We start from the raw sequence: 12,957 nt of genomic DNA, 5'->3' as shown, positions 1-12,957 counted from the left end.
TCACGTGTCGTTCCCGATCCTCTCGCTGATGCTCGCGATCCCGGCCGCCGCGGCGGTCGCGTGCCTCTTCCTCTCGCCCTCGACCGCGCGCTGGACCGCGCTGGCCGCGACGCTGGTGAACCTCGCGCTCGGCGTCGTGCTGTGGCTGTCGTACGACATCGGCGGCGCGCAGTGGCAGTTCGTCGAATATGCGCCCTTGTTCGGCCGCTTCGGCTGGGCGCTCGGCATCGACGGCTACGCGCTGCTGCTGATCGTGCTGTCGGTCTTCCTGATGCCGATCTGCATCGGTGCCAGCTGGCAGGCGATCGAGAAGCGCGTGCCGGAATATATGAGCGCGTTCCTGTTCACCGAGGTGCTGATGATCGGCACCTTCGCGGCGCAGGACCTGTTCCTCTTCTACATCTTCTTCGAGGCCGGCCTGATCCCGATGTTCTTGATCATCGGCATCTGGGGCGGCGCGAACCGGATCTACGCCTCGTACAAGTTCTTCCTGTACACGTTGCTCGGCTCGCTGCTGATGTTCATCGCGATGCTTTACATGAGCATCACCGCCGCGACGACCAGCATCCCGGCGCTGATGAACTACGACTTCCCGCCGCAGGTGCAGACCTGGCTGTGGCTCGCCTTCTTCGCCTCGTTCGCGGTGAAGATGCCGATGTGGCCGGTCCATACCTGGCTGCCCGACGCGCACGTGCAGGCGCCGACCGCCGGCTCGGTGATCCTGGCGGGCGTGCTGCTCAAGCTAGGCGGCTACGGCTTCCTGCGCTTCAGCCTGCCGATGTTCCCCGAGGCCTCGGCGCAGCTGGTGTGGCTGGTGTTCGGGTTGAGCGCGGTGGCGGTGATCTACACCAGCCTGGTCGCGCTGGTGCAGTCGGACATGAAGAAGCTGATCGCTTATTCCTCGGTCGCGCACATGGCGATCGTCACGATCGGCCTGTTCGCGTTCAACGCGCAGGGGATCGAGGGCGCGATGATGGTGATGCTGGGCCACGGCTTGGTGTCGGGCGCGCTGTTCCTGTGCGTCGGCGTGATCTACGACCGGCTCCACACCCGCGAGATCAGCCGTTACGGCGGTCTGGCGATCAACATGCCGCGCTACGCTCTGCTGTTCCTGCTGTTCACCATGGCCTCCATCGGCCTCCCGGGGACGAGCAACTTCGTCGGCGAGATCCTGAGCCTGATGGGCACCTACCAGGTGTCGACCACGGTCGCGTTGCTGTGCACCACCGGCATCATCCTGGGCGCGGCGTACATGCTGTACCTGTATCGCCGCGTCGTGTTCGGCGAGATCAAGTCGGCGGAGGTCGCGGCCATGTCGGACCTCAGCCCGCGCGAATTGTGGCTGCTCGCGCCGATCGCCGCCGCGGTGCTGTGGATGGGTGTCTATCCGGAGAGCTTCCTCGCGCCGATGCGCAAGGACACGCAGATCCTGCTCGCGCGGATCGATCGCGCGCGGCCGGCGGGTGACTCGCTGCCGACGAGAGGCAGCGGCATCGTACCCGCCGCCCACGCCGAAACTCACGCGCAGGGGAGCGCGCACTAATGGACTATGCCGCTAATCTCGCGATGACGCTGCCCGAGGTGGTGCTCGGGCTGGGCGCGATCGCGCTGATGCTGGTCGCCGCCTGGGGCGGACCGGCCTCGACCAAGGCGGTGTCCTGGACCGCCGTGGCGGTGCTCGCCGGCGCCTGTGTCGCTTTGATCGGACCGGCCTCCTCGGGCGGGCAGGCCTTCTATGGCCTGTACCGCGCCGACAGCTTCGCCGCTTTCTCCAAGGTGCTGATCTACGTCGCCGCCGCGGTGGCGATCGTGATGGCGCCCGATTTCTTCCGCCGCACCGCGGGTGACAACCTGCGCCCGGAATATCCCGTGCTCATCCTGCTCTCCGCGGCGGGCATGGGGATGATGGTGTCCGCGGCCGACCTGCTGACGCTGTACGTCGGGCTGGAGCTGCAGAGCCTCGCCGCTTATGTGTTGGCGAGCTTCATGCGGCAGGACCAGCGCTCGGCCGAAGCGGGGCTGAAGTATTTCGTACTGGGCGCGCTGGCGAGCGGGATCCTGCTCTACGGCATCAGCCTCGTCTACGGCTTCACCGGCTCGACCTTGTTCGACGAGATCGCGGGCGCCTATGCCGCCGCGCCGCTGACCGGCGACGCCAAGTCGACCGGGCTGCTCTTCGGGCTGGTCTTCGTGTTCGCGGGCATCGCCTTCAAGATCTCGGCGGTGCCGTTCCACATGTGGACGCCCGACGTGTACGAGGGCGCGCCGACACCGGTCACCGCCTTCTTCGCCTCGGCGCCCAAGGTGGCGGCGATCGGGCTGGGCGTGCGCGTCGCGGTCGAGGCGATGGGCCCGGCCGAGGGGCAGTGGCGCCAGATCGTGATCTTCGCCGCGCTGGCCTCGATCCTGCTCGGCGCGGTCGCCGCGATCGGCCAGCAGAACATCAAGCGGCTGCTCGCTTACTCGTCGATCAACAATGTCGGCTTCGCGCTGATCGGTCTCGCGGCGGGCACGCCGGAAGGCGTCGCGGCGGTGCTGACCTATATGACGATCTACGTCGCGATGACGCTCGGCAGCTTCCTCGTCGTGTTGCAGATGCGCGACGCGGATGGCCAGCCGATCGAGACGATCGACAGCCTCGCCGGCCTGTCGCGCACGCGGCCGGGCCTCGCCGCGGCGCTGGCGATCTTCATGTTCTCGCTCGCCGGGATCCCGCCGCTGTTCGGCTTCTACGCCAAGTTCGCGGTGTTCTATGCCGCGGTGCAGGCGGGGCTGTTCCCGCTGGCGGTGGTCGGCGTCGTGTTCAGCGTCATCGGCGCTTATTATTATCTGCGCCTGGTCAAGACGATGTACTTCGACGAGCCCACGGGCGTGTTCGGCGAGGGTGACCGGCTCGAAGGCGGGCTGATCGCCGCGGCGGCGGTGATCGTCTCGCCGCTGGGCTATCTCGCCATCCCGGCGCTGTCGGCCTGGACGCTGGCGGCGGCCGCGAGTCTGTTCTGACGCGGACGCTCCACGTACCCGAGACCGGTTCGACCAACGCCGACCTGCGCTCCTTCGCGCGCGACGGCTATGGCGAGCACGGCCTCTGGCTCCGCGCCGACCGCCAGACCGCGGGGCGCGGGCGCGAGGGCAGGGCGTGGGAGTCGCCGGTCGGCAACCTCTACGCCAGCACGCTCGTCCGGCTCGCCGCGGGTGACCCGCCCGCGCCGACGCTCGCGCTGGTGGCCGCGGTGGCGCTGGAAGCGACGGTGCGCGCGGCGCTGCCCGATGCGGGGGCGCTCCGGATCAAATGGCCCAACGACCTGCTGCTGGGCGGGGCGAAGCTCTCGGGGATCCTGCTCGAGCGCATCGAGGAGTGGGTCGTCATCGGCTTCGGCGTCAATGTGACCAACCACCCGGACCTCGCCGACCGCGCCGCGACCAGCCTCCACGCCGCGGGCGCGACGATCGACGCCGCGGCGCTCCAGGGTGAACTCGCGGCGACGCTGGCGCACTGGCACGCGCGCTGGCGCGAGGAGGGGCTCGGTCCCGTCGCCGAGCGCTGGCGCGAGCGCGCGCACGCGCCCGGCAGCGAGCTGCGCGCCCGCCTGCCCGACGGCAGCGAGTGGCACGGGCGCTTCGAGACGCTCGACCGCGGCGGGGCGCTTGTCCTACGCTTGGCGGACGGGAGCCGGCGTGTCATGCACGCGGGCGATATATTCCTGCTGTGAGAGAGGGTGCGATGCTGCTCGCGGTCGACGCCGGCAACACCAATGTGGTCTTCGCTCTGGTTGAGACCGCGACCCGCACGATCCGCGCGCGCTGGCGCATCGCCACCGACCCGCGCCGCACCGCCGACGAATATGCGGTGTGGCTGAGCCAGCTGCTCGCGCTCGAGGGCTATAGCCGCGACGACGTCGCCGCGGTGATCGTCTCGACCGTCGTGCCGCGCGCGCTCCATAATCTGGAAGTGCTCGCCGCGAAGTATTTCCGCACGGACGCGCTGATCGCCGGCCGCGCCCCGCTCGACTGGGGAATCGCGATCGATGTCGACGAGCCGAAAAGCCTCGGCGCCGACCGCGCGGTCAACACGATCGCGGCGCACGCGCTCCACGCCGGCGACCTGATCGTGATCGACTTCGGCACCGCCACGACCTTCGACCATTCCGATTACACGGGTGCCTACAAAGGCGGGATCATCGCGCCGGGGATCAATCTCTCGCTCGACGCCCTCGTCATGGCGGCGGCCAAGTTGCCGCGTATCGCGATCGAGGCGCCCGCGAGCGACAGCGTGATCGGCCGCAACACGGTCGATCAGATGAACATCGGCATCTATTGGGGCTATATCGCGATGATCGAGGGGCTGGTCGCGCGCATGAAGCGCGAGATCGCGCGACCGGTCAAGGTGATCGCCACGGGCGGGCTCGCGACTTTGTTCGAGCGCGATACCGACGCATTCGACGCGATCGAGCCCGATCTCACCATCCAAGGGCTGGCGATCATGTACGAACGCGCCCATATATCAAGGTGAACGCCCGGCCGGCGCGCAGTTCGGCCCTTCTCTCTCCCTCCCGCTCCATCGGCGCATTCGGCGCCTGCGGGACGATAAAGGACTTCGATGACTCCCACTAACAAGGAACTGCTCTTCTGCGCCCTCGGCGGCTCGGGCGAGATCGGGATGAACGTCACGCTCTACGGCCATGCCGGCAAGTGGCTGATGGTCGACTGCGGCGTGACCTTCGCTGACTCGCATTATCCCGGGATCGACGTGATCCTGCCCGACCTGCGCTTCATCGAGGAGCGGCTCGACTCGCTCGTCGGCATCGTGCTGACGCACGGGCACGAGGATCATATCGGCTCGCTGCCTTATCTCGCCGAGGATCTCGGCGTGCCGATCTACGCGACCGCCTTCACCGCCGGGCTCGTGCGCGGCAAGCTGGAGGAGGAACGGATCGAGGAGCGCGTCAAGGTGCGCCTGGTCCATGCGCGCAAGCCCTTCAAGGTCGGCCCCTTCTCGGTCGAGGTCGTGCCACTGTCGCACTCCATCCCCGAGGCCAATGCGCTGCTGATCGACACGCCGGCCGGGCGCGTCTTCCACACCGGCGACTGGAAGCTCGACCCCACCCCCGTGATCGGCAAGCCCTCGACCCCCGACGAGCTCGCCGCGATCGGCGAGCAGGGCGTCGACGTGCTGGTATGTGACTCGACCAACGTCTTCAACAGCGAGGCCTCGGGCAGCGAGGCGAGCGTGCGCCAGGGTCTCACCGAGAGCGTCGCGCGCGCGCGCGGTCGCGTGGTGGTCACCACCTTCGCCTCGAACGCGGCGCGGCTGCACACGCTGGCCGAGGTCGCGAAGGAGAGCGGGCGCCGGCTGTGCGTCACCGGCCGCTCGCTCGACCGGATCATCCGCGTCGCCAAGGCCACCGGTTATCTAAAGGACTTTCCGGAGACGATCGACGTCGACGCGGCGATGCGCATGCCGCGCAACAAGGTGCTGATCATCGCCACCGGCGGTCAGGGTGAGCCGCGCGCCGCGCTGGCGCGCATCGCCGACGGGTCGCACCCCGTCCGCCTCGACATGGGCGACATGGTGATCTTCTCCGCCAAGCAGATCCCCGGCAACGAGGTGGCGGTGGGCCGCATCCAGAACCAGCTCGCCGGCAAGGGCGTCGAGATGGTGACCGAGAAGCAGGCGCACGTCCACGTCTCGGGCCACCCGGGGCGGCCCGAGCTGGCCAAGATGTACGGCTGGATCCGCCCGAACGCGCTGCTGCCGGTGCACGGTGAGATGCGCCACCTGATGGAGCATGCGCGCTACGGCCAGACGCAGGGCATCCGCGACGTGCTGGTGCAGACCAACGGTGACCTCGTCCGGCTCGCGCCCGGTGCGCCCAGAAAGATCGGCGACGTGCCGGTCGGGCGGCTCGTGCTCGACGGCGACGTGATCCTGCCCGCCGACGGCGGCACGATCAACGACCGGCGCCGCATCGCGGTCAACGGCCAGGTCTCGGTCGGCATCGCGGTGGACCGCAACGGGCGCGCCGGCGGCACCCCCGAGGTCCGCATCCAGGGCGTGCCGGTGGAGGAGGAGCGCGAGCCCTTCCTCCTTGAGGCGGCCGAGGCGGCGGCCGAGGCGATGAAGGGCCGCGTGCGCGACCGCGAGCGGCTGCGCGAGGACGTGCGGCTGGCGGTGCGCAAGGTCGCCACGCGCTGGACCGGCAAGAAGCCGGTCATCGACGTGGTGATCGTCCAGGTCTGAGCGGGGAGGGCAGGCGATGCGCTGGACGTCGCTGCTGGCGATCTACATCCTGTTCTGGGCCTTCTCGGTCTTCCTGGTGCTGCCCTGGGGCGTGCGCACCTCGGCCGAGATGGGCGCAGATCACGTGCCCGGCACCGCGGAGAGCTCGCCGCATAGCTTCTCGCTCAAGCGGGTGCTGGTGCGCACCACGATCGTCGCGACGGTGCTGTTCGGGCTGTTCGTGGCCAATTACGAGTTCGGCTGGGTGACGGCGGGAATGCTCGACTTCGCCGATCCGGCCAACGCGGTGTAGAGGACCGGAGGCGGAGGCGGAGGCGGAGGCGCGGATGCGCGCCGCTGTCGTTCCAATTGCCATCTTCTCATCCGTGGTCCCGGACTTGTTCCGGGATCCACTGTTCCGCCAACCCGGCGCTTGCTGTACCAGCGGCGCGGTGGTTCACAGGCCAAGTCCGGGATGACGGAAAAGGAAAGGTCGGGATGGCGAAAGCCTGATCCACCTTTGCCGACCCGGGCTCCCGCGCCCGCGGGAGCCCAGAGCGGCAGGTGTGACGTTGGTCGCCTTAGGCTCCGGCGTTCGCCGCAGCACGCTGACGATCCGGACCAAGCGGATCAGACGTCAGCGCAGCCGCTCGATCGCCTGTGCCAATGCCACGTACAGCTTGCCCATGTCGGACGAGAGCAGGGTCACGCCAAGCGGCGAGCCGTCGCGCTGCGCCAGGATCGTGCGCAGCATCGACTCGAAATCGTGGATGTAGCGGTTGACCTGCTCGCGGAAGGCGCCGTCCTCGTCGTACAGTCGTGCCACGTCGCGCTGCTCGCCGCCGTCGAGCAGCCGCACCGCCCGCCGCGTGAACACGCCGCGATCGCCCTTGAGATAGGCGGCCCAGGCGCTGTCCGAGATCTCGGGCGCGAAGGTGCGGGTGAGATCGATCGAGGCCGAGTTGAGCGACTCGATCAGCAGCGAGGCGCGCCGCGCGAAGCTGTCGCGCTCGTTCTCCTCGCCCGCCGCGCGCGCTTCCTCCAGCCGCTGGTCGATCAGGGCGATCGTCGCCTCGATCCCGTCCAGCTGCTGCTGCAGCCGCTCGCCCGCCTGGTTGGTCGCCGCGACCGCCGCCTCGGCGACCTGCGCGACCTGACGGATCTGGCCCTGCACACCGCTCTCCACCGCGCGGCTCAGCGCGGCCGCGCCCGCGCTCTCCAGGGCGTCGGCGGCCTCGGGGATGACTCGTGCGATCGCCTCGCGCGCGTGGTCGGCCGCGGCCGAGGCGGTCTCGCGCACGCGCAGCAGCGCCTCGACCAGCCGCGGCGCGGCCTGTTCGGTGAGATCGTCGATCTGGCGCGAGGCGTCGCCCATCGCCTCGCCGATCTCGTCGGCCTGGCTGCGGCCGCGCGCAAGCCCGTCGTGGAGCCGGCTGGTGAGCGACTCCACCGTCTGGCGCTGCTCGGCGACGACCTGTGCCACCGCCTCGATCGCGTCGTGCGTGCTCTCGGCGGCGGTGACGAGCGCGAGCAGCTCGGGCTTGGCCGCGGTGATCACCTGCTTGGTCGAGGCGACGCGGCTCTCCAGCCGCGAGATCGCCTCGGGCATGGTCTCGTCCATCTCGCGCGCGGCGGCGTCGAGCGCGACCAGCAGGTGCTCGGTGGTCGAGATCGTGTGCTGCGCCGAGGCGTGGCCCGCGTCCATCGCGCGCCCGAGCGCCTCGGCCGAGGCGTGGAGCGCGCTCACCGAGGCGGCGAGCTGCTGGGTGCGCTCGCCGCCGTCTCGGTGGAGCGCGACGAAGCGCTGGTCGACGCGCAGGATCGCGTCGTCGAGCGAGTCGAACAGCTGGCGGCCGGCGTCCTGCTGCGCGTCGAGCCGCGCCGCGATCCGCTCGATCACCACCTCAATCAGCCCAATCCGCTCGGCCAGCGCCTCGGCACTCTCGCGCGCGGCATGGTCGAGCGCGGTCTGGTTGGTGCTGACCATCGCCAGCATCGCGTCGCCCTGCGCCGCGATCGCCTTGCGCGACTCGTCGATCGCGCGCGCGGTGCGGTCGAGCAGCGCGTCGACCGCACCCGCCGCCTGCGAGGTGACCGCCTCCAGCCGCGCCCCAGCGGTGTGGCTGGTCGACTCCATCCGCTGCATGTAGGCGGCGAGCTTCTCCGCCGCGCCGCCCGCGATCGCCTCGGCATCGCGCCCGCGCGCGACCAGCGCCGCCACCTGCGCGTCGAGCCCGGCGCTGTGCTCGTAGGCGACCAGCCCGGCCTGGTCGATCGTCTCGGTCAGCGAGCGGGTCTCGTCCGCGGCGCGCGGCAGCGCGGCGAGCAGCGCATCGAGCCGCTCATGCGCCGCGCCCGCGGTCGCGAGGAGCGTGCCGGTCTGCGCGTCGACGCGCTGCACCTCGGCGGAGAGCGTGCCGGCGATATCGGCGAGCCGCGCGGTTGCGGCGTCGCCGAGCGCGGTGAGCAGGCGCACCTGCTCGGCCATCTGGGTGCGCTGGTCCTCGATCGTGGTGCCCAGCACCGCCACGGTATTCTCCAGCGCGACCGCCTCGCCGCGCATCGCGCGCGCGGTCGCGCCGAAGCGCTGCGCCTCGGCGGTGGAGGTGCGCAGCGCGGCGAGCCACACCACCCCCGCGAGCGCCGGCACGGTCGCCAGCGCGGCGCCGAACTGCGCCAGCGCGAGCGGAGTCATCGCCGCGAGCGAGTCACGCGCCAGCCACAGCAGTGCCGCGACCCACGCGGCCGCGAGCGCGGTCGCGACCCAGCCGAGCACCGGCCGCGGGCCGCCCAGCGCGGGGCGGTCGGGGGCGTCGTCGGAGAAGAACGGGTCGGTCACGGTCGGGGCAGGCTCCGGAGACGGGAGGGTGGCGGGATCGGGCCAGCTCTCCGGCCAGTGTTCGGGCCAGCGGGCGCCAGGATCGGCCGCACGCGTGTCGGATAGTGATGTCGGCCCCCCGTTCATCCGCTCCATCTAACACGTTTGCCCGCATCGGGAAGCCGTCTCGGAGGGGCACAAACGCTCGACCCGGCGCGTCGCTGCGCCGCGTCACGGATATTGCCGCGGTGCACGCCACCCCGTAACAGCCATGTGATGCTGGCCGGGCTCCTGTTCGCGATCCATGAGGCAGAGGACCGACCGGGGACGCTCGCGGCCACGCTGCCCTTCGCCGCGGCCTCGCTGATCGAGTATCAGGCACGGCTGCTAGTGGCGTGCGACGCGGCACAGATCGTCGTCGTGGTGGCGCGCGAGACGCCCGAGCTGACAGGCGCGCTGGCGCGGATCGGGCGGCGCGGCGTGGCGGTCGACGTGGTGCGCACCGCCGCGGAGGCGCTGGCCAAGCTGCACCCGCTCGCGCGCGTGGTGATGATGGCGGACGGGCTGGTCACCACCGAGGGGGTCGTGCACGCGCTGGCGGGTGAGGGCGGCGACGCGCTGCTGGTGGTCCCCGGCGCGCAGGCCTCGCCGCTGTTCGAGCGCGTCGGCGCGGGCGCGGCCTGGGCGGGCGTGGCCCGGCTCGACGCGCGGCGCATCGCCGAGGCGGCGCGGCTGCCCGACGACTACGATCTCCAGTCGACGCTGCTGCGTGCCGCCGACCAGGCGGGCGCGCGGCACCTCTCGCTGCGACTCGACGACATGGAGCTGGGACACGGCATCGAGCGTCGCGCCAGCGCGCTGGAGGAGCGCGGCCGCGCGGTGCTGTCGGCCTCGATGGCGGTGCGGCCGAGCTGGTTCGAGCGGCTGGTGCTGCGCCCGCTCGCGCGCGCGGTGATCCCGGTGATCGCGCGCCGCGCGATCGGCACCGGCACCTGCACCGCCGCGGCAGGGACGGCGGGGCTGCTCGGCTGTGCCGCGATCGCGCTGGGGGCGCCGGGGGTGGGCATGGTAATCGCGCTCGCGGCCGTGCTGCTCGCCGAGATCGCGGGGGCGCTGGCGCTGTTCCGCGACGAGCCCGGGCTGCTGCGCGCCAGCCGCGCGCTGATCATGGCGGTGCCCGCGCTCGCGGCGCTGCTGCTGGCGCATGTCGTAGACCGCGACGCCGCGACCGCGAGCGCGCGGTTGCTCGCGCTCGGCGCTCTGGTGGCGGCGGGCGTGGGCGAGCGCGCCGCCGGCGCCGCGCCGCGCCGCGCCTGGTGGGGCACCGCGCCGGGCTATCTCGCGATCCTGGCGGTGGCAACGCTGTCGGGCTGGCCGACTTTGGGGCTCGGCGTGGTCGCCCTCTATGCCGCGCTCACGCTGGTGGCAGCGGTCGAGTGGCTGCGACGAGTGACTTAGAGCGTGGTTAAGGATCGCTCGCTAAGAGGTGGAGAGATGCCCGCCCAACCCTCCCAGGCGATCGATTCGGACCTGGCCGCGCGAGTCGCGGCGCAGGCGGCGTCGGCCGACGGCCGCGCGGGGGCGCGGCTGAGCGCGGCGATCGCGGACGTCTTCGCCGACGAGCGCGACCGGCTCGACGAGCGCAGCCGGGTCGCGATCAATCGCCTCGTGGAGACGACCGTGGCAGCGATCGAGCGCGACGTCGCCGGTCACGCCGCGCGGCTGCTGGAGGCGCGGGGACTACCGGACGCCGCGGCGCTGCTCGCCGGCAATCGCGCGATGACACTGCCGCGATTGATCGAGTCGGGGCTGATGCGCGATCCCGAGCTGATGGCCGAGCTGATCGCGCAGGCGCGCGTCGACCTGATCGACGAGGCACTGGCGGCGCAGCGCGCGCCCGGTAACACCACCGCGCTGCTCACCGCGCTCGCCGACAGCGCGGACGGCGTCGTGCGCGGCCGCACGGTGACCTATCTGGTGGCGGACAGCCGGCGACGCCTGGCGCATGCCGATCGTCGCGCGGAACTGCCCCATGGGCTGAACGAGCGGCTCGTCTGGTGGGTAGCGGCGGCGTTGCGCGAGCGGCTCGGCCACGGCGTCCCGCCCGAGGTCGACCGCGCCCTGTCCGAGGCGAGCCAGCGCAGTATCGCGGCGCACGACGACGGCGAGCGGGTCGAGGCCGCCGCCGCGCAACTCGCCGCCGCGCTCGACCCGGGCTCCGGTGCGCTGCCGCAGCTGATGATCGACTCGCTCGGCGAGGCGCGCACCAGCCTGTTCGCGGCGCTGCTGTCGCACGCGCTCGGGATCGAGTTCGCCGAGGCGCGCGGGCTCACGCTCGACGCCGACAGCGACCGGCTGTGGCTGGCGCTGCGCGCGCTCGGGCTTGAGCGTCACCTCATCGCGCAGATCGGTTTCGTCCTGTGCGAGGCCGATCGCGAGCGCGACGTCGAGACCTTGCCCGACTCGCTCGACCGAGTCGCCACGCTCGCGCCCGAGACCGCCGCGCGCGCGGTGGCGCCGCTGACCTTGCACCGTGACTTCCGCGCCGCGGTGCGCGCGCTCGCCCGCAGCCCGCGCGCGTGACCGCGCTGGCCACGCTGCACGCGGCGGTCGACCGCCACGACCGGCTCGCCCGCGCCGACGACGCGTTCGCGGCGCTCAACGCGCGGGCGGGCGGCCGCCACGGCGCGCTGCTCGCCATTCCACAGGTCGCGGTGCTGGTGCGGCTGGCCCGTCGGCTACGGATCCTGGTGTCGCGCGCGGTGACGATCGCCGACGGCGATCGCGACCTCGACTGCTGGGTCAAGGCCATGCCCGACGAGAGCGGGGTAGCGCTGACCGTCTCGCTGCTGCGCGAGCGCGCCGCCGGCTTCGCCCGCGCCGGCGCCGCGACTCTGGCCGAGGTGAGCGCGCCGGAGGGCGCTGACTGGACCTGGGAGGTCGACTCGGAGTTGCGCGTGACCAGACTGTCGCCCGACGCGGCGGCACGGCTCGGGCTCGATCCCGCCGCCGCGCTCGGCCGGCCGCTGAGCCGGCTGTTCGTGCTCGAACCCGGCAGTGACGGCACGATGCCGCTGCTCGACGCGCTCACCGAGCGCCGCGACTTCGCCGACCAGCCCGCGCGGCTGCACGCCGGCGGGCCGCGCCTGACACTCGCGGGGCACGTCCGGTTCGACACGGGTGGTGGGTTCGGCGGCTTCGTCGGGGGCGCCTATGCCGCCGCGCCGCCTCCCGCCGCGCCGCAGCTCCGCCCGTTCGATCACCGGCTCGACTCCCTGCTGCGCGGCGCGCTGGCGCGGATCATCGCCAACGCCGACGGGATCAGCGCCGCGGCGGACGGGCCACTCGACAGCCACTACGCCGATTATGCCGCCGACATCGCCGGCGCCGGGCGTCACCTGCTCGGGCTGATCGACGATCTCGTCGATCTCGAGGCGATCGAGCGCGAGGATTTCACCACCGCGCGCGTGGCTGTCGACCTCGCCGACGTCGCGCGCCGCGCCGCTGCGCTGCTCGCCGCGCGCGCGACGGACGCGGGCGTGACGATCGACCGCGCGGGCTGCGGGGGCGAGCTGATCGCGCTCGGCGAGTTCCGGCGGATGCTGCAGGTGGCGGTCAACCTGATCGCCAACGCGGTCCGCTACGCGCCCCGCGACAGCGCGATCGTGCTCTCGCTGCGGCGCGAGGGCGGGCGCGCGCTGCTGACCGTCGCCGACGCCGGGCAGGGCATCGCCGCCTTCGACCAGGCGCGGATCTTCGGCAAGTTCGAGCGCGTCGATCCGGGCGAGCCGGGGGGCAGCGGGCTCGGCCTGTATATCGCGCGGCGGCTCGCCGAGGCGATGGGCGGTACGCTCACGGTCGACAGCGCGCCCGGCGAAGGCGCTCGCTTCACGCTGGCGCTGGCCGCGGGCTGAACCGC

Annotated in this window: 10 protein-coding genes; 9 read left to right on the top strand and 1 reads right to left on the bottom strand. The window is 71.8% G+C overall.

Annotated elements, in window-relative coordinates; all coding sequences use genetic code 11:
• The first annotated feature begins 4 nt into the window (after positions 1-4).
• The 6 genes from K7957_RS04815 (at position 5) to K7957_RS04790 (ending at position 6,533) form a co-directional block, all read left to right on the top strand.
• The gene (locus tag K7957_RS04815; protein ID WP_343228301.1) at positions 5-1,543 is read left to right on the top strand and encodes an NADH-quinone oxidoreductase subunit M; all 1,539 of its coding nucleotides are present in this window, start codon (positions 5-7) and stop codon (positions 1,541-1,543) included.
• Complete coding sequence (gene nuoN, locus K7957_RS04810; protein ID WP_223010788.1) at positions 1,543-3,003, top strand: NADH-quinone oxidoreductase subunit NuoN; 1,461 nt, start codon at positions 1,543-1,545, stop codon at positions 3,001-3,003. The genes K7957_RS04815 and nuoN overlap by 1 nt, the downstream gene beginning before the upstream one ends.
• Positions 2,970-3,713: a biotin--[acetyl-CoA-carboxylase] ligase gene (locus K7957_RS04805; protein WP_343228321.1), complete on the top strand. Its 744-nt coding sequence runs from the start codon at positions 2,970-2,972 to the stop codon at positions 3,711-3,713. Before nuoN ends, K7957_RS04805 begins: the two co-directional genes overlap by 34 nt.
• Before the next feature lie 11 nt (positions 3,714-3,724).
• Positions 3,725-4,513, top strand: coding sequence for a type III pantothenate kinase (locus tag K7957_RS04800; protein WP_223010787.1), 789 nt, complete (start codon positions 3,725-3,727; stop codon positions 4,511-4,513).
• Between the two features lie 87 nt (positions 4,514-4,600).
• Positions 4,601-6,241 carry a ribonuclease J gene (locus tag K7957_RS04795; protein ID WP_223010786.1) on the top strand — a complete coding sequence of 547 codons (1,641 nt, stop codon included), beginning with the start codon at positions 4,601-4,603 and terminating at the stop codon, positions 6,239-6,241.
• A gap of 16 nt (positions 6,242-6,257) precedes the next feature.
• Positions 6,258-6,533, top strand: a complete 276-nt coding sequence (locus tag K7957_RS04790; RefSeq protein ID WP_223010785.1) for a DUF1467 family protein — start codon at positions 6,258-6,260, stop codon at positions 6,531-6,533.
• Between the two features lie 324 nt (positions 6,534-6,857).
• Here K7957_RS04790 and K7957_RS04785 read toward each other — a convergent pair whose 3' ends face one another.
• Complete coding sequence (locus K7957_RS04785; protein WP_343228300.1) at positions 6,858-9,059, bottom strand: hypothetical protein; 2,202 nt, start codon at positions 9,057-9,059, stop codon at positions 6,858-6,860.
• Between the two features lie 255 nt (positions 9,060-9,314).
• On the opposite strand from K7957_RS04785, the gene K7957_RS04780 reads away from it, so the two are divergent.
• Genes K7957_RS04780 through K7957_RS04770 form a run of 3 tightly spaced genes read left to right on the top strand, consistent with a single transcriptional unit; the run spans position 9,315 to position 12,952 of the window.
• Positions 9,315-10,496, top strand: coding sequence for a hypothetical protein (locus K7957_RS04780; RefSeq protein ID WP_223010783.1), 1,182 nt, complete (start codon positions 9,315-9,317; stop codon positions 10,494-10,496).
• Positions 10,497-10,532: 36 nt separating this feature from the next.
• Positions 10,533-11,621, top strand: a complete 1,089-nt coding sequence (locus K7957_RS04775) for a DUF2336 domain-containing protein (RefSeq protein ID WP_223010782.1) — start codon at positions 10,533-10,535, stop codon at positions 11,619-11,621.
• Entirely contained in the window at positions 11,618-12,952 is a 1,335-nt protein-coding gene (locus K7957_RS04770; protein ID WP_223010781.1) for a sensor histidine kinase, read from the top strand. The genes K7957_RS04775 and K7957_RS04770 overlap by 4 nt, the downstream gene beginning before the upstream one ends.
• Positions 12,953-12,957: the final 5 nt, after the last annotated feature.

It is taken from the genome of Sphingomonas yunnanensis, from assembly GCF_019898765.1.
Taxonomy (GTDB): Bacteria; Pseudomonadota; Alphaproteobacteria; order Sphingomonadales; family Sphingomonadaceae; genus Sphingomonas; species Sphingomonas yunnanensis.
Note: the sequence above shows the minus strand (reverse complement) of the source record. Positions and strands in the feature narration are given on the sequence as shown.